We start from the raw sequence: 22,933 nt of genomic DNA on the forward strand, positions 1-22,933 counted from the left end.
GATGAATCGATATGGGAGGTATCACGGCTCACCCTGCCCGATCGCTTCCTTGCGCCTGGCCATGTAAGCCTCCAGCGCCTCGCGCACAGCGATATCCATCACCGGCTCGACATAATCCTCCAGTGCCTTCTTCCACAGCCGGGTCGCGCGCGCCGTTGCATCGAGGCTGCCGGCCTCCTGCCAGGCTTCGAAATTCTGCCAGTTGGACAGCATCGGCTGGTAGAAGGCGGTGGCGTAGCGCTCCAGCGTGTGCGGCTCGCCGAAAAAATGGCCGCCGGTCGGCACCGCGCCCAGCGCCTCGACGGCGAGTTCCGCCTCGTCGACCACGATCGGCCGCAAGAACTCCATCATGTGCTGGATCATCTCGACATCGATGATGAGCTTTTCGAACGATGCCGTCAGCCCGCCCTCCTGCCAGCCGGCGGCGTGATAGACGAGATTGCCATGGCCGAGCACCGCGCCCCACAGCGCCATCAGCGTCTCGTAGGCGCCTTGCGCGTCGGCCGCATTGGAGGCCGAACCGGGCGTCGTCCGGTAGGGCAGCCCGTAGCGCCGCGCCAATTGCCCGGACGCAATGTTGGCCTTGGTGTTTTCAGGCGTGCCGAAGGCCGGCGCCCCGGACTTCATGTCGACATTGGAGGTGAAAGCGCCATACATCACCGGCGCGCCCGGCCGCACCAATTGCGTCAGCACGACGCCGAACAGCGCTTCGGCATTCTGCTGCGCCAAGGCACCCGCCAGCGTCACCGGGCTCATCGCCCCCATCAGCGTGAACGGCGTCACCGCCACCGACTGGCCGAACTCGGCCATGGTCATCAGGCCCTCGGCCATCATCTCGTCGAAGCGGCGCGGCGAGTTGACCGAGATGATGGTGGCGATGCCGGGATCGTCGCGCAGCTGATCCAATGTCAGCCCGCGCGCGATCGCCATCATCTCGATGCCGTCCAGCGCCCTGCCCCGGCCGATCGCCGAGACATGAAAACTCTTGTCGGTCAGCGTCAGGTTGGTGAAGTAGGTGTCGAGGTGGCGCGAATTGGCCGGCAGTTCGACCGGCGCGCAGACCTGGTTGCCGAGCATGTGGACGCAGTTGAAATGCTGCGCCAGCCGGGTGAGATCGGCATAGTCGCGCAGATTGCCGGCGCGGCGGCCGCGCTCCATGTCGTGCACATTGGGTGGGCCGGCGACGAGGGTGAAATTGATGGTGTTGCCACCAAGATGGATGGTGTTGGCCGGATTGCGCGGCGTCAGCGTATAGCTGGACCGGGTGGTTTTCAGTGCCTCGTCGACCATGCCGCGATCGAGGCGGACATTGGCCGAGGCGTGGTCGACCCTGGCACCCGCCTGCTCGAACAGCGACAGCGCCCGCGGGCTCATCACCTCGATGCCGAAATTCTCCAATATATGCATCGACGCTTGATGGATCGCCTCGATCTGGTCTGGAGACAGCAACGCCATCGGCGGATAGGGATTGGTCACCCGCCTCTGCGGCAGCTGCGGGATGGGCGCCGGCCCCCGGTTGCTGGTGCGCTCGGCGCCACGCTTGCGTCTTGGTTCGTTCATGCCAGGCATCAAAGCCTTGGCAAACCAGGCAAGCTGTCAGAAATACGCCGTTTACAGGCGCGATTTTAGCCAAGGCGGCATTTATGCAGCGCGATTTTATCAAAAGCGACAGAAGGCGTCGGAATATATACAGGGCCTTTTCCCGAGCGCTCGTGACTGCGAGGCGTTAACGGCGGCGGCAAGATTCCCTTTATGATTTCGGCCTATTGCTCATCCAATGCGTAGGTCGAGTTTTAGTAAAATTGTAGCAGTTGGCGTGTTGCTGGCACTTTCGGCCTGCGCGACAGCGCCCAGCCACATCAACAATGTCTGCGCCGTCTTCGACCAGAATGACGGCTGGTTCGACAATTGGCAGTCGGCAGCCGAACGCACTGAGCAGAAATATGGCGTGCCGGTCCCCGTGCTGATGGCGACGGTGCGCAAGGAATCCGGCTTCAAGAGCAATGCCCGGCCGCCGCGCACCAAGCTCCTCGGCTTCATTCCCTGGAAGCATGTCTCGTCGGCCACCGGCTTCTCGCAGGCGCTGGACGGCACCTGGTCGCAATATCAGCGCGAAACCGGCAACTGGGCGGCGCGGCGCACCAAATTCGCCGACGCCGTCGATTTCGTCGGCTGGTACCATTCCAAGACGGCAGACACTTACGGCGTCGCGCGCAACGACACCTACAATCTCTACCTCGCCTACTATCTCGGCTGGACCGCCTATGGCCGCGGCAATCGTGGCGACGCCGGCGTGCAGGGTTACGCCCGGGCGACCGACAAGATGGCGCGGGATTATGAATCGCAGCTACGCCAGTGCGGAAGCTGACACTCAGCCCTGGCTAGTGCCGCCTTGTCGTATCTTTCGGCTTGGAGACACCGGTTTCGGAAGTCTCGTCGCGCACTTCGTGGCGACGGGCTCGCATGCCAGCCTCGCTTTGCTCCACGGCGTCCCCGATCTGGTCGGCTTCCGCGCTGCCCGTTTTGCCACGCGGCCGGTTGGGCGCCGTTCCGGTCGGACCCGGCCCGGTGCCGTGCGCATCGTCCGGAACACCTTCATGCGCCGCGTGTTCCTTGTCGAACTTGATCACCGGCTCCATCGTCGCCAGCACATCGTCGGACAGCCAGCACAGGCTCATATGGCCGTCGCCGAGATGCTTGACCGGCGGCACCTTGGTTTCGCACAGATTGTCCGGCACCAGCTTCTTGTAGCCGCAGCGTGTCTGGAACGGACAGCCGGACGGCGGGTTCATTGCCGAGGGAATGTCGCCTTCCAGCACGATGTGCTTCTTCACCACGCTTGTGTCGGCGATCGGGATCGCCGAAAGCAGCGCCTCGGTATAGGGGTGATAGGGCGGCGCGAAGATCTGGTCGGTCGTGCCTTGCTCGACGATGTAGCCAAGATACATGACGACGACGCGGTCGGCGATGTAGCGCACGACCGACAGATCGTGGCTGATGAACAGCATCGTCGTCTTGTTCTTGCGCTGGATGTCCATCAAGAGTTCGGTCACCGCCGCCTGCACCGACACGTCGAGTGCCGAGACCGGCTCGTCGGCCACCACCACCTTGGCATCGCCGGCAAAGGCGCGCGCCACGCCGATGCGCTGCTTCTGGCCACCGGACAGCTGGCGCGGCTTGCGCGTCTCGAAGGCGCGCGGCAGCTTCACCAGGTCGAGCAGTTCCAGCATGCGCTTGCGCCGGTCGGCGACCGTCTTGCCGACATTGAATTTCTCCAGCGTGCGGATGATCTGCGAGCCGACCGAATGGCTGGGGTTCAGCGTGTCGAACGGGTTCTGGAACACCATCTGGATCGACGACACGGTTTCGACGCTGCGGCTCTCGATGCCCGTCGACTGGATTTCCTTGTTGCCCAGCGTCACCGTGCCGGCACTCGCCGTCTCCAGCCCGAGCAGCACCTTGGCCAATGTCGACTTTCCGCAGCCGGATTCGCCGACGATGGCGACGGTCTCGGATTCGCGCGCCATGAACGAGATCGTCTCGTTGGCCTTGACGACGCGGCCTTCGCTCGAGCCGAACACCTCGCTGCCGCCGACCTTGTAGTATTTCCGCAGATCCTCGATCTTGAGCACCGGCGCGCCGGGCACGACACGCTCATTGACCTTCTTGGCGCCGGGCGGCAGCGCCTCCCAGTCGATCTCGTTGAAGCGCACGCAGCGTGAGAAATGGCCTTCGTGGCCGGCGACCTCGACCATCGGGATTTCGGCGGCGTTGCAGACGCCCTCGACGAAATGGTGGCAGCGCGGACCGAAATTGCAGCCCTTCGGCCGCTCATGCGGCAGCGGCAACTGGCCGGGGATGGAGATCAGCGGCCGCGAATTCTTGTCGGCGCCCGGCAGCGGGATCGAACGGAACAGCCCTTGCGTATAGGGATGGCGCATCCGGTCGAACACGTCCTTGATCTTGCCGGTCTCCACCGCCTCGCCCGAATACATCACGGTGATGCGGTCGCAGGTCTCGAGGATGAGGCCGAGATTGTGCGACACGAAGATCATCGACGTGCCGAACTTCTCGCCCAGCCCCTTGACCAGTTCGACGATACCCGCCTCCACCGTCACGTCGAGCGCCGTCGTCGGCTCGTCGAGCAGAAGCAGCGCCGGCTTCGACAGCAGCGCCATGGCAATGACGATGCGCTGCTGCTGGCCGCCGGAGAGCTGATGCGGATAGGAGCGCATCATGCGCTCGGGATCGGGCAGCTTGACCGCGCGCACCATCTCGAGGGAGCGCTTGTAGGCCTCTTCCTTCGACACCTTGTCGTGGATCAGCGGCACTTCCATCAACTGCTGGCCGACCTTCATCGCCGGATTGAGGCTGGCCATCGGCTCCTGGTAGATCATGGCGATCTTGTTGCCGCGAATGGCGCGCAGCTCCTCGTCGGAGAGCTCGCCCATGTCCTTGCCCTGGAACTTGATCCTGCCGCCGACGATCTTTCCGATGTTGGAGAGGTCGCGCATGATGCCGAGCGACACGGTCGACTTGCCGCAGCCGGATTCACCGACGATGCCCATCGCCTCGCCGGGCATGACCGTGCAGGAAAAATCCATGACCGCCGGTATTTCGCCCTTGCGGGTGAAGAAGGAGATCGACAGGTTTTCGATCTCGATGATCGGCTCTGCGGGATTTCGAACTGCCTCGTCCATGGGTCGCTCCAATCCAAATTCTACCAGATGCGGGCCGGAGCCCGTCAATCAGTCCTTCATCGATTGTTCACGCAGCGAGTCGGCCAACAGGTTGAGCCCCAGCACGAACGACATCAGCGCGATCGTCGGCGGCAGCGCCGGATGGATGAAGGAGCGCAGCAGCCGGCTGGCATCCTTGATCGCCGTGCCCCAGTCAGGGCTTTCCGGTGCCAGGCCGAGGCCGAAATAGCCCAGCGTGCCGAGCAGGATCGTGGTGTAGCCGATGCGCAGGCAGGCATCGACGATCAGCGGTCCGCGTGCATTGGGCAGGATTTCCCAAAGCATGATGTACCAGGGCGATTCACCGCGCGTCTGCGCCGCCGCCACATAGTCGCGCGTCTTGATGTCCATCACCAGGCCGCGCACGATGCGGAACACGCCCGGACTAGAGGCAAACACCACCGCCACGAAAATATTGAGCTGGTTGGGATCGATGTGGACGATGTGCAGCGGGTCCTTGTCGAACACGAGGCCGAGATAGATCCAGCCGCCTATGATCAGCGTCAGGCCGAGCAGGATGTACAGCCGGTCTGGGCGGTTCTTGTAACGCGTCCAGAACAGCACGCTGAAGAAGATGATCGGAAACAGGAAGAACACGCCGGCCATGGCATAGGGGATCGGCGTGTCCATGATGCCCGGCGTCACCAAGAGGTAGAACAGCAGGATCACCGGGAAGGCCAGCACGAGGTTGGCCAGAAACGACAGCACCGTATCGATCTTGCCGCCGTAATAGCCGGCGGGCAGGCCAAGGGTGATGCCGACCATCAGCGCGAAGCCGGTCGCCGCCGGCGCGATGATCAGCACGATCTGGCTGCCATAGACCATGCGCGAAAACACGTCGCGCGCCAGCTTGTCGCCGCCGAACAGATAGACAAGCCCCGATTGCGGCTCAATGGCGCCGGGCAGCATGTCCTTCATCACCGGGACCTGTGCCAGCGGATCGAAAGGCGAGATGGTCGATGCGAAGATCGCCGTGAACAGCCAGAACAGGCAGATGCCGACCCCGACGATGCCGACGCCGCTGTCGAACAGCTGTCCGTAGAGCGCCAGCCTTTTCTTGTAGGCGAAGCTCGCACCCATGACGATGATGAGCGCAACCCAGACCGGCCAGAAGCGCGAGAGCACTTCGAGAACGACGCTGAAGGCACTGATATATTGGACCTGCATCCGCTTCGCCCCCTACTGAACTCTGATACGCGGATTGAGAAACGCGTAGCCGACATCGGAAATGAGCTGTGTGATCAAGACGATGAACACCGAGACCAGCGAGCAGCCAAGCAAAAGGTCGATGTCGTTGTTGCCAGCGGCCTCGACCAGCGTGTAGCCGAAGCCCTGGTAGCGGAACATCACCTCGACGATGACGACGCCGGTGAGCAGCCAGGGAAATTGCAGCATGATGACGGTGAACGGTGCGATCAGCGCGTTGCGCAGCGCGTGTTTCACCACCACCCCGCCGAAGGAGAGCCCCTTCAACCGGGCGGTGCGGATATATTGCTGCGTCATCACCTCGACCATCGAGGCGCGGGTCATGCGGGCGATGTAGCCGATGCCGTAGATCGCCAGCGTCATCACCGGCAGGGTGAAATTGTAGAAGGTGATGCCCTGGCTGGCCGACGCGGCCGAACCGTTCAACCAGCCGAGCCATGAGGCGAAGATGACGGTGAAGATGACGCCCGACACATATTCGGGCGTCGCCGTCGAGGCGATCGAGGCCACCGAAAGCACCCGGTCGGTTCGCGATCCCTCGCGCATGCCGGCCAGGATGCCGATCAAGAGCGATACCGGCACCATCACCGCCAACACACAGAACATCAGGATCCCGGTGGCGCCAAGTGCCGGGAACAGCTTAGAGGCGACGGTCGTCTTGAACTTGGTCGAGCAACCGAAATCCCCTTCGAGGACGCCGGAGAAGGTTGGTACGACCGGGTCGTTGCAGAAAGTGAAACGCTGCGTCGGCTTGCCGGTCGCTGGGTCGGTCACCGGCTGCTTGGGAAGCAGGCCCAGCCACTGTCCGTAGCGGACGAAGAAATTCTGCCGGTAGCCATGGTTGACCAGCCAGTCCTCCAGCTGTTCGGCCGAAGTGTGCATTTCCGTCTGGCTGATCGCCAGCTTCTTCAGGTTGGGTTCGAGGTTGATCAGGAAGAAGACGATCATCGTCAGGCACAGCATCGTCAATGCCATGGTGCCAAGACGCCTGATAATGAAGGAAAGCATGACGGCCCCCTGCCGATGGGGTTGGGTTTTGAGCCGGCTTCAAAGCCTCGCCTGCCGTCACCGGCGGACTGGCCGTCAAACAGGCCCTCGAATGCGATCAACCCTGTTTTTATTGCACGGCCTTCCCGGGTGAGTCCGTATTTTTTGCGGACGAACCTGCAATGGCGACGCAAAGAGGGAGGGAAAGGGGCAATGCCCCTTTCCCAGGTCCGATCGATCAGGCCTGATCGAGCCAGACCTTGCCGTAGTCGCGCTCGAAGGTCGGATGCATCTTGTAGTTTTGCACCGCCTTGACCGAGTGGCTGTAGAGCTTGCGCCAGTAGGGCTGGATGATGATGCCGGAAGCCTGCAGGATCTGCTCGATGTCCTTCATCATCTCCTTGCGCTTGGCAGCGTCGGCTACGGCGAGTGCCGCATTGAGCTTGGCATCCCAGTCGGGGTTCGACCAGCCAGCCTCGTTCCAGGCCTCGCCGGTGCGATAGGCGATGGCCAGAACCTGGACGCCGAGCGGACGCATGTTCCAGTTGGTCATTGACAGCGGATACTTCGTCCAGTCGTTCCAGAACGTCGAGCCCGGTAGCACCGTGCGCTTCACCTTGATCCCGGCGTCGCGCAGCTGTGCGGCGATCGCGTCGCCGGTGTTCTTGTGCCAGTCCTCGTCAACCGTGATCAGCTCGTGTTCGAAGTCGGCTTGGCCGGCTTCCGCCATCAGCGCCTTGGCCTTGGCCGGATCACGGGCAACCTTCGGCAGCTCGTAATATTCGGGATGGATCGAGCAGACATGGTGGTTCTCGGCGACCGAGCCGGCATTGCCATAGCCGAGCTGGAGGACCACATTGTTGTCGACCGCGAGCTGCAGCGCGTTGCGCACCTTCTGGTCGCCATAGGGCTTGTTGTTGACGTTGGTGCGGCAGACGATGGTCGAAGCCGTGACGATCTCCGACTTGACCAGGTCCATCTTGTCGAGGATCGACACATAGTCGGCCGACGTTTCGAAGTTGGTGTGCACTTCGCCAGCCTCGAAAGCGCTGACCATGGCGGCCGGATCGGTGCCGTAGTCGATGAATTCGATGCCGTCGAGGAACACTTCGCCGTCCCACCACTTGTTGTCTTCGCGGCGCTTGTAGACGACTTTCTGGCCGACGTCGTAGGAGACGAGCTCGAATGGGCCGGTGCCGATCGGGCAGGCCTTGAAGTCGCCGCCCTTCTCGTCGAAAGTCTTGTGGACGATCAGGCCAGGATAGTCGCACATGTTGGGGATAAGCGCGATGTCAGGCTTGCTGAGCTTGAGCACGACCGTGTGGTCGTCCGGCATCGTCACGGCGCTTTCGTCGAGCTTGTCATCCTTGACCAGCGAGCCGAGACGGCCGGGCATCGAATTGCCTTCGGCCTTCTTGTCGGCCCAGCGCTTCAGGTTGAAGACGACGTCAGAGGCTATGAAGGGGTCGCCGTTCGACCAGGTTACGCCCTTGCGTACATGCAGCGTGTACTGGGTGGCGTCGTCGTTCACGTCCCAGCTTTCCAGCAGATAAGGGCGGAACGTATATTCGCTCGTGTACTTGACCAGCGGCTCCAGCGCCTGGCGCTCGGCATTGGCAATTTCCGACCAGTCGGCCTTGCGAGGATCCTTGGGATCCTTGATCCACTGCGCGACCTTCAGCGTGCCGCCTTTCTTGCCTTTTACCTCTTCTGCCCTTGCGGGCGTCGGATCGGCGAGACCGAGAAGGCCATAAGCCATCGCCGTCGAGGCGCCGAAGACGCTTGCCATGGCCAGGAATTCGCGGCGATCGACCTTACCTGCCTTGGCTTCTTCGGCCATGGCCAGGATGTGATCCGGAACGCGATCGCCATTACTCTTGTAGATTGTCATGACTAACTCCCATTGTTGGCTTTCCGCCGATTAACATTCCGCATCCAGGCCATGATGTCAAAGACGGCTTGGATTGGGAACATGGTGACGAATGTGCAACTTTGAAAAGGGAGCGGTACGCGCGATAGCGACAGTCTTGACGCAAAATTGCTAGTGCGCCCAGATTTCGCCAAAATCTACTCAAGGCGATTAAACTGAGACATTGGCACGGGTTACGACAGCGCCAGTCCCGGCCATGGTGAGGGCCAGGCCCTCAATATTCCTTTTCGTAGAAGATGCCGCCCTTGGCCTCGCCGGCGTCCGTCGCCTCGCCGCGCAACTTGACGCCACGCCCGACGTTGAGGTCGATGGTGGCCTTGCCCGAACCGGGCTTGTCGCCCTTCTGGATGGTCACGTAGGTGCGGTCGTTCAGGTACTTGCCGGCCGAGACCGCCGTGCCGCCCTTGTCGTCGGTGGTGACGTCGAGATCGTCGACGCCGATGGCGCTACGCAGATTCTCAAGCAGCGACGTCGAGCCGCCGACACCGGCCAGTTGCCCGGCCGCTTCGGCCAGTTGCGCGATCTGCAGCGGCGACAGGTTCGACATGGACCGGCCGAAGATCAATTGCGCCAGCACCTCGTCCTCGGGCAGCGCCGGCACCGAGGAGAAGGTGAACTTAGGATTGGTCGCCTCGCCCGACACCACGATGGTGACGGTGGCGCTGGCGGTCGTCGTGGTCGCCGTCAGGTTGAGATAGGGCACCAGCGAGCCGGAGAAACCCACCGTTCCCTCGGTGAAGGTCAGCCGCTTGCCCAGGATCGACAGCCGGCCGCGCTGCAAGGTGAAGGTGCCGACCGCCTGTGGCGACGAGGCCGGCCCGGTCAGCTTGAGCGAGCCGCCGAATTCGGCATCGACGCCCCTGCCCTGGATGAAGATCTGGTTCGGCGCATTGACGGTGACGTCGAGCGCAAGCCCGCTACCGCCGCTCTTGCCCGACGTCGTTGGCGGCCGCAGCGCCTTGTCCTGCGCCCTGACGGCGGCGGGCGCGTTCTTGTGCTTGACGTCGAGCGCCGAGAGCGAGCCCGGCAATTTGTCCGGAACCGTGATGACGGTCTTGGCGAGATTGACGGTGCCGGCAATCACCGGTGCCGATACCAGCGGTCCCTTGATCGTCAGGTCGCCGCCGAGATTGGCGGTCACCACGCGTCCGTCCGTATAGCGCCCGTCGGTGAGCTTGATCGACAGGTCGGCCGGAAACCCTTGCGCCGGGTTGATGCCGACCGTGCCGCTGGCCGAAAGGCTGCCGCGCGTCGACAATGTTCCGGTCAGCCGGTTGATCCTGGCGACGCCGCCGCCGATCGAGACGTCGGCGGCGAGATCGTTGACGGCCAGGCCCGAGCGGGCATCGACCAGCCGCGCGCCCGATGTGCTGACGCTGCCGCCGATGACAGGCGACGTCGCCGGGCCACGCACCTGGACATTGACGGTGGCCGTTCCCGACAGCGACAAGCCCTGCGCGGCAAGCTTCTGGCTGAGCATGCCGAACGGCACGGCGCCATTGAAGTCGAGCACCAGCGCCGGCGTGCCCGCCGTCGTCACCGTGCCGCCGCCCTTGAGGCCAAGGCCGGCGCCATCGCCGACATTGGCGTTGAAGGTCAGCTTGTTGCCGGCAAAGGTACCGGAGGAGGACACGCTCACCGCGCCGACACCGGCGCCTCGGGTCTGCGACGTCTGCACGCCGGCCGCGTCTATATTGAAGGCTACGGAAGGGCTCGCCGGCGCGCCCGTCACCTTCACCGTGCCGGAAATCGAACCGGCGGCATCGAGCCCCGGCGAGAAACCGTTGGCGAGCGACATCGGCACCTTGGCCAGCGCCGCATTGATGTCGAGCGCCTGCCCGACCTTGCCGGTTACCGTCGCCGTGCCGCCGCCAAGGTTGAGCACCAGCCGGTCCAGCGTCGTCGTGCCGTTGGCGATGCTGACCGTCGAAGCCTGGGCGATGGCCGCCCTGATGCCCTGGACGGTCGCCTGGCCGGAAGCGAGTTCGATGGTGGTCGTGCCATTGGCCACCTTCACGCGGCCGGCGGCCTTGGCCGGAATGCCCTTGACCGTGGCGCCACCGGAAAAGCCGGTCCAGTCGCCGTCGCGCTTCAGGTCGACATCGATGCCGCTGATCACGGTGCCGCCCGATGTGACGGTGTCGGCGCGGATATTGCCCGAAATCACCGGTGCGGCGAGATAATTGGCGATCAGCGCATCGATGGAAACCGCCTTCGCCTGGAGATCGCCGCGCGTGATCGAGGCGGTGGCCGCCTTGATGGCGACCTGAGGTGCGGCACCGTTCTTCGTGAAGGCGATCGTGCCACGCACGTCGCCCTCCGCCTTTTCCAGCGCCAGCGCGGCGAGCGGGCCGATATCGGGCAGGTCGAGCGAGATGGTGCCTTCGGGTACGAACTTGTCGTCCAGCGCCAGATCGCCGGAAATCCGGTTCTTGCCGAGCGACAGGAGCAGGCCGTTGATGGCGCTTTTGCCATCCGACGTCGCCAGCACCGCGCTGCCCTGCAAGGCTTGTCCCGCGACATTGCCGGTCAGTTGCACGTTCGCGGCCGGGTTGGCGGCATCCGCCTTGCCGGTGGCGGTGAGCTTCAGTCCGGTGATCTCGCGCTCCGCCACCAAAAGCCGATCGCTGTTGACCGTCAGCGACAGATCGGGGGCGATGGCCGGGCCCTGTGCGTTCAGCGCAAACGCAATGGCGCCCTTGGCGTCCTTCGACAGCGGCGAGATATCGGCAAGGGCGCCGGTGATGTCGGCGGCCAGCTTGTCGTCGGCAAGGCTCGCCTGCCCCTGTGCGGTCAGTCCGCCCGAGACCAGCTTCAGCCCGTCGACATTGATGCTGCCGTTAGGATCGCGCTTCAGCGTGGCGCTGATCTGCGCACGCTCGCCAAGCATGCCGCGCGCCGCCGCCGGCAAAGCCGATGACGGGGCATCCGCACTCAGCTTGAGGTCGATGGCGCCATCGCGCAACGACACCTGCCCGGCGACCTGGCTGTTCAGCGCATCGCTCTTGAGCGAGCCGCTGTCGATGGCGACGCCGTCCGACGTCAGCCGGGCGTTCAGCGCGGCCGTCACCTTGCCGGCGATGAGCGGCGCTATGGCGGCATTGTCGAGACCGACCTTGTCCACCGACACCGTGCCGGAAACCGGTCCAGCGCGGTTCTTGAGATCGAACGCATCCGAGTGCAGTGCCAGGACAAGCCCGTCCACCTTCGCCGGGCTGGTGGTGACTGACGGCAGGATCGCGGAGACGTCAAGGCGGGCCTGCGTGCTCTCACCCGCCACCTTCGCCGACAAGGACCGGATCTCGAGCTTCACCGGGCTCTCGGCGCTTCCGACCGTCAGCGGCAGGCTCGGTCCCGACGATGTAAGGTCGAGGGCAAAATCGCTGGCGCCATTCGGATTGATGGTGCCGGAGGCCTCGCCGGAAATCTTGTCGCCGGACAGCGTCGCATGGTCGAGGACGACGCCGCCGGCCAGGGTGTAGACACCGGCCGCATCGACCGCAAGCGGCCCGAGCCCGGCCTGGCGGGTCTGGCTGGTTTCGGCGGCCTCAAGCTGCGCGTTGAACCGAACTTCGGGAGCGGATGGCGACCCGGTCACTTGCGCAGCGCCGCCGAGCGTGCCCGCCGCATCGAGCCCGGGGGCAAAGTCATTGGCCAGGGCCGCCGGCAGCGCGGAGAACTGTGCCGCGAGATCGAGCGTCTGGCCGGCGCTGCCCGACAGCGTCACCGAACCGCCGCCGACATCAAGCGCCAGCTTCTCGATGCTGGTCGTGCCGTTGGCGATGCTCAGCGTCGAGGGTGCAGCGATTGCCGCCTTGATGCCGCGAACCGTGGCTTCGCCCGAGGCGATCTCGACGCTGGTGGTGCCCTCAGCGATCTTGACTCGGCCGGCGGCAGTCGCCGGAATGCCCGCGATCGTGGCGCCGCCGGTGAAATTGGTCCACTCGCCGTCACGCTTCAGGTCGACGCCGATGCCGCTGATTTCGGTGGCGCCTGAGGTGACGCTGTCGGCCTTGATGGTGCCCGAGATCGCCGGCGCCTTGAGATAGTTGGCGATGAGCGCGTTGATGGCGATCGCCTTGGCCGTCACTTCGCCACGTGCGACCGACGTGCTTTTCGCATCGATGGTGACGGAGGGCGCGTCGCCGTCCTTGGCAAAGAGGATGGTGCCGTTGATGTCGCCGGTCACGGCCTGGCCGGCGAGTGCCGCCAGCTGATCGATTGCCGGTGCGGCGAGCGTCAGCGTGCCGAGCGGCATGAGCTTGTCATCGAGCGCCAGGTCGCCGGAAACCTTGTTGTCGCCGAGCGAGACCAGGAAACCGTTGATCGAGCGCTTGCCCTCGCTGGTCACCAGCGCCGCCTTGATATCGAGCGGCTGGTCATTGACCGACCCGGTCAGCGAAACATCGGCCGAGGGGCTTGTTATGTCGGCCTTGCCGCTTGCCGTCAGCTTGATCGCCTTCACCGTGCGGCCCGAGGCCGTCAGGCTGTCGCTGTCGGCGGAGATGGTGAAATCCGGCGCCGTCCTGGCGCCGCTTGCCGAAAGGGCGAAATTGACGCCGCCGGCCACTGGCACGCCGACCATCGGCGACAGCACCGAAACATCGCCTAGCGTGCCCTTGATGTCGGCCTGGATGTCGGTGCCTTGCGCGCTGGCGGTGCCGCTGGCGCTGAGCGAGCCGGAGGTCAACGAGATCGAATTGGCGGCAAAGGCCCCTTGCGGATCGCGCGTCGCGGCGGCCGAGAACTTCACCCGCTCGCCGAGCACGGAACTGATCTGCGGCGGCAAGGCGGTCGACACCGCATCGGCATTCATCTTGAGCTGCATCGACAGATCCGCAAGCGCCACCGTCATGGTCAGCGAGGCGTTGAGCGCATCGGAGCGCAGCGTGCCCTGGTCGATGGCGATGGCGTCCTTGCTCAGCGATCCCGCCAGGTCGACATCGACCTTGCCGGTGACCAGCGGCGCCAGCGTCGCCACGTCGGTCTTCAGCCCGCCCGCCGTCAGCTTGACGGCGACCGGGCCGGCGCGGTTCGGGATGTCGAAGCCGTCGGAGTGGATCTGCGCCGAAATATCGTTGAGCTGGGTGCCGCCCGCCACCACTGAAGCCAACGAGGCACCGATGTCGACGATCGGCGCCTTGCCGTCGCCGAAGGCGCGGGCGGTGGCGTTCCTGATCGCAATGGTGATCGGTTGCGCCGCACTTCCAACAACGATCTGCACCGGCGCGCTTTTGGCCGCGATTTCGACCGACAGATCGCTGGCGCCGGCCGGATCGGCGATGCCGGTCGCGGAGCCATGGATGGCGTCGCTTTCGATACTAGCCCGATCGACGCTAATGCCGCCGGCCGATGTGGCGGTGCCCGCGACATCGAAGCTGGTCTTGCCCGTAAACAGCGGCCTCAGATTTTCCGGCAGGAAGGGCGCGAACTCGCCGTCGCCCTTGGCCTCGACGTGGTTGCCCTTGTCGGTGAGCTGATGACGGCCCGTCAGTTGCGTGACGATCTTACCGTCGACCATGAATGTGGCGATGCCATTCCAGTTGGCAAGCGGTCCCGTGCCCGAGACGGCTATTTCGACCGGCGGCGTATCGGTCAGCTTGAGCAGATTGGCGATGATGCCGCCGGCCGGCTCCGAGGCCTTGAGGTCGAGGTCGAGCCTGTTGTCTGCCGGTGCAAAGTGGATCTTGGCGTCGACATTGCCTTGCTTGCCGTCATGGCGGGTGACGTTGAGCACCGTCTCGACCGCCAGCGGCGCCGCGTCGGCCTTGAGCATCCCCTTGGCGGCGAGTTCGGCGATGCCGCTGCCGGCCAGTTGCTGGCCAAGCGCGATTTCCGGCAGGTCGATCTGCCTGATGTCGATGGAAACCGGCAGCGTCGTCGTGCCGCCCTGCGCCGGCGGCTGTGTGCCCGCCACCGGCAGCCGTGCCAGTTCGATGCGCTCGGCGGCTATGCGGTCGGCGCTGAAGCTTTTCGACAAAAGCGCCAGCGGTGACCAGTCTACGGCAACCTTGCGCGCCACCAGCCAGGCGCCCTGGCGGTCTTCCAGCACCACATGGTCGACGCTGAGCGCGCCAGACCAGATGCCGTCAATGCCGCTGACCGTGATCTTGCGGTCGTCGTTCGAAGCCAGTCGCGAAATGATGCCGGCGAGATTGTCGCGTCCGCGCTCTGTCTTGGTCAGGACAACGAGCGCGCCGATCGCGCCCGCGACCACGATCAGCAGCGTGTAGAGGACAATGCGAAGGATGCGCCACACCGTCTTCATGTCAGAACGCCTGCCCGATGCCTGCGTAAATGCCGAAATGCGGATCGCTGGGATCGCGGTTGAGCGGCACGGCCGCATCGATGCGCAGCGGCCCGAACGGCGTGACGTAGCGCAGGCCGACACCGGCGCCGACCTTGACGTCGGAGAAGTTGGGCATCGACTTGGTCGACACCGTGCCGGCATCGACGAACGGCACGATACCGATCGTGTCGGTGACGGCGATGCGCATTTCGACCGAGGTCTCGAAGAAGGACAGGCCGCCGATCGGCTGGCCGGTGAAGTCTTTCGGGCCGATGCCCTGATAGGCATAGCCGCGCACCGAACCGCCACCGCCGGAGTAGAAGCGCCGGTCGGCCGGAACGTTCTGCAGCCCGGTGCCGACGATCGAACCGATGGCGACACGCTCGGCCAGCACGAATTTCGACGCCGTATCCAGCGACTGATAGGCCGATCCCTCGCCCTTCAGCTTGAGGAAGGCGGCACCGCTCAATATGTCGTAGCTCGGCTCGGCATAGGCCAGCACCCGGAAGCCCCTGGTCGGGTTCAGCCTGCTATCCCTGTTGTCGTAGACATATTGCAGGGGAACGCTGGCGATAAGGTAGGTGTGCTTGCCGAACGCATCCGTGATCCTGGAATAGTCGAGCGCCACTTCCGCCGAGACCGTCTGCTTCTTGTCGAGTTCGTAGGACAGGCCGGTGCTGCCCTTGACCGAGAAATGGTCATACGCATCCGGATGCTCGAGCACCGTCTTGAAGCTGGCAAAGAACTTCGACGCCGGCCCGATCACGCCGGGTTTCTCGAACATGATACCGGCATTGTAGTTCAGATCGGACAGATTGTTGCTGCCGATGCCGCTGATGGCGCCATCAATGCGCAGCTTTTCGGCGTGACCAAACAGGTTGCGGTGTCCCCAATAGCCTTCCAGGCCCAGGCCCTCGGTGTTCGAAAAGGTGCCGCCCAGGCCGAAATAGCGCGGCTTGCGCTCGCTGACCTGGACGCCGATCGGAATGTTGCCGTCGGCGTCGAGCTTGTCGGCTTCCTTGAAGGTGACGCTGTTGAAGACCTCCAGCGCCAGCAGCCGGTCGCGCGCGTCGCTGATCTCCTGCGGCGAGTACTGTTTGCCACGCTTCAGCCCGGTCATGTATTCGGTGAAGTCGCGATCGACCTTTTCGGTGCCCTCCACCGTGGTCGCGCCATAGCCGGCGACCGGCCCGGCCGCGACCGTCAGTGTCACGTCCAGCGTCGAGGTGGCATGGTCGGCGACAATCTGCCGGTCGGTCACCTTGGCCAGCGGCCTGCCCTGCTCCTTCAGCGTCCGCACGATCAGCGCCTCGGCCTTGAGTACGGCGCCGGATCCGGCGTCACCGCCGGATATCAAGCCGTAATCGGCGCTCATCAACCCCGCCGCGTCGCCCTCCAGCCTGATATCGCCAAGCGTGAATTTGGGGCCAGCGGAGACGGTGATCGCCACCGGAATCGGCTGCGGGCCCTTGAATTCGGCGTCCGGCGGCAAGTCGTCGAGCGGCTTGCCGTCGATGGTGATGGTGACCACGCCTTCGTAGCGGGCATCGGCGTAAAGGGCGGCAACCAGTTGTTCACGGTCGCTGCGCGCCTTGGCCATCAGCCCGAGCGAACCGGAAACCGGCCGATCCTCGTCGCCCTTCAGCGCCGAGGCGTTTTCGAGCTTCTTGACCAGATCCTTGTCGGCATCGGGCGCGGTGATGGTCACGGCGTAGCGCAGCGGATCGACGATATCGGCGTCCTGGTCTTTGGACGATCCCCACAGCTTGATGCCGAAAAGCTCGAACGCGGCCGCAGGACTTGATTCGGCGGCCAGCACGCTCACGCACATCATGGCCAAAAGCAGGGCGCGCGGAAGCACGCGCCCTGGCGCGGTCCCTCCTGACATCTGCTCTTCATGCGCCGGCATTAAGACAACCTAGGTTACAAAACTAAAATTGGAATGAAGTTCTGAAGCGCTCGTAAAGGGGCCACAATCCAATTGTCTGAAATAGGACGGGCTTGGAATTCACACCTTTTGCGTCGCCGCAAGAATGCGTGATCCCCTGTCCTATGGAGGTACTACCGGTCATCGGCCGGAAAGGAAACCGTTGGCAGGCGGAACCCTGCCGCGTCCTGCGTTGACAAGCTTGACTGAAGCTTGAACATGCCTGGACGTCTGCAATTGTCTGGAGGGTGTTATGGCAATGCGCGCGGCTCGTGGTCTGTCGATCCTGATCCTTCTCTTCTTCGCCTGGGCCAATGTCTTGGCCTGGAATGGTGTCGCGCAAGCGGCCGAGGCCCGGCGAATCGCAACGACGGACAATTCCGACTATTTCGGCTTTGATCTCAGATCCGACCAGAATGTCACCCTCGACCAGTGCAAGACGACATGCCTTGGCGATCGGGCCTGCCGCGCCTTCACCTACAACACCAAGGCCAAATGGTGCTTTCTCAAATCCGACTACAACCAACTGAAACCGTTCAACGGCGCGGTCGCCGGCAAGGTCGTCAACATTGACGGCGATCCCGATATCGGCGCGCCGCCGGAACTGACCTTCTTCCCCAACTGGATGGCCGACCAGGCCCAGCAATACCGCAACAGGCTGCTTGGCCCGGCCTTCGACAAGCCGACCGAAGGCATGGCCGCCCTGATCAACTCGGCCGAACAGGCCATGCTGACCGGCGACCATCGCTCCGCGATGCAGAAATACGAGGCTGCGGTCTCGGTGATGCCCGATGATGGCCAGCTCTGGCTCAATCTGGCGCGTGAAACGCTGGCCGTGCAGCCCGCCGCCAACACCTCCGAAGCCTCGACCTTGCCGATGAACGCCACTTCGGCCGCCTTCAACGCCTATAAGCTCTTGCGCACCACCAAGACCCGCGCGGACGTGCTGGCGCTGCTTGGCGCCGGCCTCGACAAGCGCGATCTCTACCGCCCGGCCCTGCAGGCCTATGAGGCGAGCCTTGCGCTCGTGACGTCGCCGGCCGTGCAGGCCGACTATGCCGATCTCAAGGCCCGCAAGGGTTTTCGTGTCGTCGACCACAGCGTCGATGCCGACACCAGCGCGCCCCGCATCTGCGCGCAATTCTCCGAGGAACTGGTCAAGACCGGCGTCGACTACGCGCAGTTCGTCACCGTCGACAATGCGCCGCCGAAGGGCGTCGAGGCCAAGGACAAGCAGATCTGCGTCGAAGGCCTCGAACACGGCCAGCATTATGATGTCACCTTCCGCGCCGGCCTGCCGGCGGCCATCGGCGAAGTGACCGCCGCTCCCGTGGTGCTGTCGATCTATGTGCAGGACCGCGCCCCTTCCGCCCGCTTCACCGGTGACAGTTTCGTGCTGCCGTCCGGCGCGCGCCGCGGCATTCCGGTCGTCACCGTCAACATGAACGCCGCCGAGATGAAGCTCTACCGCATCGGCGATCGTTCGCTGGCGCAGCTTCTGTCGGGCTACCAGTTCCTGCACCAGCTCGACGGCTATGACATTTCCAACATTTCCGAGCAGATGGGCGCCCCGGTCTGGCAGGGCAAGCTCGACATCGTCAACGACCTCAACAAGGAGGTCACCACCTCCTTCCCGGTCGACGAAGCGCTGCCGCAGCGCAAGCCCGGCGTCTATGTGCTGACCGCACAGGCCGTCGACGGCAAAGGCGACGACTACAATTCGTTGGCCACGCAGTGGTTCGTCGTCTCCGACATCGGCCTGTCGACCTATACCGGCCAGGACGGGCTCAATGTCTTTGCCCGTTCGCTGGGCTCGGCCAAGCCGATCGCCGGCGCCGAACTGACGCTGGTTGCCAGGAACAACGAGGTTCTCGGCACCGCGACATCGGATGCCGACGGCCATGCCGTCTTCAATCCCGGCCTGACGCGCGGCGACGGCGGCATGGTGCCGGCCGTGCTGATGGCCAAGCAGGGCGACAGTGATTTCGTCTTCCTCGACATGTCCAAGGCCGGCTTCGATCTGTCGGACCGCGGCGTCACCGGGCGCCCGGCGCCCGGCGCGCTCGACGTCTATGCCTGGACCGAGCGTGGCATCTACCGCGCCGGCGAGGATGTCCATGTCGCGGCCCTTGCCCGCGATGGCGCCGCCAAGGCGGTCGAGAACCTGCCGCTGACCTTCATCTTCTCGCGTCCCGACGGCGTCGAGGACCGCCGCATCGTCAGCGACGGCGCTTCGGCCGGCGGCCATGCCGTCGACCTGCCGCTAGAACCCAATGCCATGCGCGGCACCTGGTCGGTGTCGATCTACACCGACCCGAAGCAGCCGGCGGTCGCCAGCCAGATGTTCCTGGTCGAGGATTTCGTGCCGGATCGCATCGAATTCGACATGAAGGCCGACAAGCAGGAGATCGAGCGCGGCGAAACCGCCAACATCAACATTGACGGCCGCTTCCTCTATGGCGCGCCGGCGGCGGGCCTGGCGCTGGAAGGCGAGCTGACGCTGTCGACGGCGCGCGACTGGGACCGCTTCCCCAACTTCTCCTTCGGCCTCGCCGATGAGCAGTCGGCCGAGCCCACGGTCACGCCGCTGACCAACCTGCCGGTGGTTGGCGATGACGGCAAGGCGACCTTCCCTGTTACCGTCGACCAGTTGCCCTCGACCACCAAGCTGGTCGACGGCAAGGTGACGGTGCGCATGCGCGAAACCGGCGGCCGCGCCATCGAGCGCTCGCTCAACATCGGTATCCGCCCGCAAGGCCATATGATCGGCATCCGTCCGGACTTCGCCGACGATGAGGTGCCGCAGGGCGGCACGGCCAAGTTCAGCCTGATCGCGGTCGATCCGGCCGGCAAGCGCGAGGCGCTGAAAGGCGCGCAGTGGACGCTGGTCAAGGTCGAACGCAATTACCAATGGTACCGCTCCAACAATTCGTGGAGCTACGAGCCGGTGACCTTCACCAAATCGATCGCCAATGGCCAGATCGACCTCGGCGCCGATGGCGACGCCACCGTCTCCGTGCCGGTCGATTGGGGCCAGTACCGGCTCGAGGTCGAGACCTCGGACCCCGAGGGTCCCGCGACCAGTTATGAGTTCGACGCCGGCTGGTATGTCGCCTCGACCACCACCGAAACGCCTGACGGCCTCGAAATCGCTCTCGACAAGGACAATTATGCCGCGGGCGAAGTGGCCAAGCTGAAGGTCTCGCCGCATTTTGCCGGCGAACTTCTGATCAACATCGGATCCGACAAGCTGTTTAAGACCATCACGGCGACCGTTCCGGCCGGCGGCAGCACCGTCGACATTCCCGTCGGTGACGACTGGGGCGCCGGCGCCTATGTCACGGCAACCCTGTTCCGGCCGGGCGATGCGCAGGAGACGCGCATGCCGGCCCGCGCCATCGGCGTGAAATGGCTGACGGTCGATCCGGGCGCCAAGAAGCTCGCGGTCACGCTGACGCCGCCGGACAAGACCATGCCGCGCCAGCAGCTGTCGATCCCGGTTTCCGTGGCCGGCGTGCAGCCAGGTACCAACGCCTATGTCATGGTCGCCGCCGTCGATGTCGGCATCCTCAACCTGACCAACTACAAGGCGCCGGACCCGGAGAACTGGTTCTTCGGTCAGCGCATGCTGGGCATGGAGATCCGCGACATCTACGGCCGCCTGATCGATGGTTCGCTCGGCACCACCGGCAAGCTCAGGACCGGCGGTGACGGCGCCAACATGCAGGCGCAAGGCAGCCCGCCCACCGAAAAGCTGGTCGCCTTCTTCTCCGGTCCGGTCCAGCTCGACGCCGACGGCAAGGCACGGATCGACTTCGACATCCCGCAGTTCAATGGCACCGTGCGCGTCATGGCCGTCGCCTGGACCAAGGAAGCGGTCGGCCATGCCCAGTCGGATGTGATCGTGCGCGACCCGGTGGTCATCACCGCCGGCCTGCCGCGCTTCCTGGCGCCCGGCGACAATGCCGTCATGCGGCTTGACGTGGCCGACACCGACGGCCCGGCCGGCGACTATGCCTTCTCGATCGACACGACAGGCGACCTGTCGACGGGCGACAAGCCCTTGCCCCAGAAGCTGACGCTCGCCCAGGGCAAGCGCCAGACGCTGACCGTGCCGCTGATCGCCAAGACGCCGGGTAATGCCTCGCTCACCATCAAGCTGGCGCACGCCGACGGCACCAAGGTCGAGCAGACGCTCTACGTGCCCGTGCGCCCGGCGCAATTGCCGGTCACCACGCGCCTTGTGGTCGACCTCAAGGGCAATGGCGGCGCGCTGCGCGTCGACAAGGAACTGCTGGCGGCAAGCCTGCTTGAGGGTGCTTCCGTCAGCGTCGGCGTTTCGCAGGCGGCTGCCTTCGACGTGCCCTCGCTGCTGATGACGCTCGATCGCTACCCCTATGGTTGCGCCGAGCAGACCACCAGCCGCGCCATGCCGCTCCTCTATGTCAACGAGATGGCCTCGGGCATCGGCATGGAAAGCGACCCCGACCTGCATGGCCGTATCCAGGATGCCATCTACAAGGTTCTGAGCTACCAGTCCTCGAGCGGCAGCTTCGGCCTGTGGGGTCCGGGCTCCGGCGATCTGTGGCTCGACGCCTATGTCAGCGAGTTCCTGACCCGGGCACGCGAGCAGAAATACGACGTTCCGGCGCAGGCCATGAACCAGGCGCTGAGCAATCTGCAGAACTCGCTCGGCTACGACCAGAGCGTACAGGACCGCGGCAGCGAGATCGCCTACGCCCTCTACGTCCTGGCCCGCAACAAGAAGGCCTCGATCGGCGACCTGCGCTACTATGCCGACACCCAACTCGAAGCCTTCTCGAGCCCGATGGCCGTTGCCCAGCTTGCGGCGAGCCTTGCGCTCTACGGCGACACCCAGCGCTCGGAGGCGACGTTCAAGACCGCGCTGCAGCTCGCCAAATCGAGCACCGACTACGACTGGTACCGCTCCGACTACGGTTCGGCGTTGCGTGACGGCGCGGCGATGCTGTCGCTGGCGGCGGAATCGAAGCCGGTGTCGTCGGTCGTGCCGGAGCTGATCAAGCTGGTGACCAGGCAACGCGCCGAAGCGCGCTGGACCAGCACCCAGGACGATTCCTGGATGCTGCTGGCGGCCCGCGCGCTGAAAGAAGGCAATGACTCGATTGCGCTCTCCGTCAATGGCGCGCCGCATTCGGGCGGCTATTCCAACCAGGTCAACGGCTCCGAACTGGTCGACAGCCCGCTCGAAATCGCCAACACCGGCAAGACCCCGCTGCAGGCCGTCGTCACCACCGTGGCGTCGCCGATCCAGCCCCTGCCGGCCGGCGGTGACGGCTTCACCATCAGCCGCACCTACTACAAGCTCGACGGCACCGAAGCCAATGTGACGGAGGCAACCCAGAACGAACGCTATGTCGTCGTGCTCAAGGTCACCGAGCAGAACAGCTGGCCGTCGCGCCTGCTGGTCACCGACCTGTTGCCGGCCGGCTTCGAGATCGACAATCCCGGCCTGGTCTCCAGCGCCCAGTTGACGAACTTCTCCTGGCTTGCGCAGACCGACGCCGCTCATCTCGAATTCCGCGACGACCGTTTCGTCGCGGCGTTCAACCCGGCCGACGGYGATCACGACCACAATCTGACGCTCGCCTATGTCGTGCGCGCCGTGACGCCGGGCACCTACGCCCATCCGGCGGCGACGGTGGAAGACATGTACCGGCCGCAATATTCGGCCCGCACCGCCACCGGCATGATGGAGATCAAGGCACCGTAAGGCGCCTGTGGTGGCGATCATGCAAATGGCGATGGCGATCATCACAGCTTCCTTCTCCCCGTCACTATACGGGGAGAAGGTGGCAGCAGCCGGATGAGGGGCG

General features: G+C 64.4%; 9 protein-coding genes. 2 read left to right on the forward strand and 7 right to left on the reverse strand.

Translation table 11 applies throughout. The features are described from left to right. Nucleotides 1-21 precede the first annotated feature (21 nt). Nucleotides 22-1,560, reverse strand: coding sequence for a trimethylamine methyltransferase family protein (locus AB4Z43_RS04005; RefSeq protein WP_441936004.1), 1,539 nt, complete (start codon nucleotides 1,558-1,560; stop codon nucleotides 22-24). A 217-nt stretch (nucleotides 1,561-1,777) separates the two neighbouring features. Between AB4Z43_RS04005 and AB4Z43_RS04010 the strand changes: the two genes are divergently transcribed. Further along, complete coding sequence (locus AB4Z43_RS04010) at nucleotides 1,778-2,368, forward strand: transglycosylase SLT domain-containing protein (RefSeq protein WP_019859181.1); 591 nt, start codon at nucleotides 1,778-1,780, stop codon at nucleotides 2,366-2,368. Nucleotides 2,369-2,381: 13 nt separating this feature from the next. Here the strand turns inward: AB4Z43_RS04010 and AB4Z43_RS04015 are convergent, their stop codons facing one another. The 6 genes from AB4Z43_RS04015 to AB4Z43_RS04040 form a co-directional block, all read right to left on the reverse strand. After that, a complete protein-coding gene (locus AB4Z43_RS04015) occupies nucleotides 2,382-4,700 on the reverse strand; it encodes a dipeptide ABC transporter ATP-binding protein (protein WP_441936006.1) in 2,319 nt (772 codons plus the stop codon). A 48-nt stretch (nucleotides 4,701-4,748) separates the two neighbouring features. Next, nucleotides 4,749-5,906, reverse strand: coding sequence for an ABC transporter permease (locus AB4Z43_RS04020; RefSeq protein ID WP_019859184.1), 1,158 nt, complete (start codon nucleotides 5,904-5,906; stop codon nucleotides 4,749-4,751). A 12-nt stretch (nucleotides 5,907-5,918) separates the two neighbouring features. Then, nucleotides 5,919-6,953 (reverse strand): ABC transporter permease, encoded by a 1,035-nt coding sequence (locus AB4Z43_RS04025; protein ID WP_019859185.1) that lies wholly within the window; start codon nucleotides 6,951-6,953, stop codon nucleotides 5,919-5,921. 217 nt (nucleotides 6,954-7,170) lie between these two features. Next, nucleotides 7,171-8,823, reverse strand: a complete 1,653-nt coding sequence (locus tag AB4Z43_RS04030) for an ABC transporter substrate-binding protein (RefSeq protein WP_019859186.1) — start codon at nucleotides 8,821-8,823, stop codon at nucleotides 7,171-7,173. A gap of 253 nt (nucleotides 8,824-9,076) precedes the next feature. Further along, the gene (locus AB4Z43_RS04035; protein WP_441936009.1) at nucleotides 9,077-15,130 is read right to left on the reverse strand and encodes a translocation/assembly module TamB domain-containing protein; all 6,054 of its coding nucleotides are present in this window, start codon (nucleotides 15,128-15,130) and stop codon (nucleotides 9,077-9,079) included. Nucleotide 15,131: 1 nt separating this feature from the next. Then, on the reverse strand, nucleotides 15,132-17,060 hold the full coding sequence (locus AB4Z43_RS04040) for an autotransporter assembly complex protein TamA (protein WP_441936011.1): 1,929 nt from the start codon (nucleotides 17,058-17,060) through the stop codon (nucleotides 15,132-15,134). A gap of 271 nt (nucleotides 17,061-17,331) precedes the next feature. Here AB4Z43_RS04040 and AB4Z43_RS04045 point away from each other — a divergent pair, with 271 nt between their 5' ends. Beyond that, nucleotides 17,332-22,830 carry an MG2 domain-containing protein gene (locus AB4Z43_RS04045; protein WP_441936013.1) on the forward strand — a complete coding sequence of 1,833 codons (5,499 nt, stop codon included), beginning with the start codon at nucleotides 17,332-17,334 and terminating at the stop codon, nucleotides 22,828-22,830. Nucleotides 22,831-22,933 lie beyond the last annotated feature (103 nt).

The organism is Mesorhizobium sp. 2RAF45 (assembly GCF_052115225.1).
Lineage (GTDB): Bacteria > Pseudomonadota > Alphaproteobacteria > Rhizobiales > Rhizobiaceae > Mesorhizobium > Mesorhizobium jarvisii.

Bases quoted from the DNA above. Each gene is read 5' to 3' on its own strand.
- AB4Z43_RS04020 (WP_019859184.1), bottom strand. From the start codon at position 5,906: ATGCAGGTCCAATATATCAGTGCCTTCAGCGTCGTTCTCGAAGTGCTC.
- AB4Z43_RS04005 (WP_441936004.1), bottom strand. From the start codon at position 1,560: ATGAACGAACCAAGACGCAAGCGTGGCGCCGAGCGCACCAGCAACCGG.
- AB4Z43_RS04040 (WP_441936011.1), bottom strand. From the start codon at position 17,060: ATGCCGGCGCATGAAGAGCAGATGTCAGGAGGGACCGCGCCAGGGCGC.
- AB4Z43_RS04010 (WP_019859181.1), top strand. From the start codon at position 1,778: ATGCGTAGGTCGAGTTTTAGTAAAATTGTAGCAGTTGGCGTGTTGCTG.
- AB4Z43_RS04030 (WP_019859186.1), bottom strand. From the start codon at position 8,823: ATGACAATCTACAAGAGTAATGGCGATCGCGTTCCGGATCACATCCTG.
- AB4Z43_RS04035 (WP_441936009.1), bottom strand. From the start codon at position 15,130: ATGAAGACGGTGTGGCGCATCCTTCGCATTGTCCTCTACACGCTGCTG.
- AB4Z43_RS04025 (WP_019859185.1), bottom strand. From the start codon at position 6,953: ATGCTTTCCTTCATTATCAGGCGTCTTGGCACCATGGCATTGACGATG.
- AB4Z43_RS04015 (WP_441936006.1), bottom strand. From the start codon at position 4,700: ATGGACGAGGCAGTTCGAAATCCCGCAGAGCCGATCATCGAGATCGAA.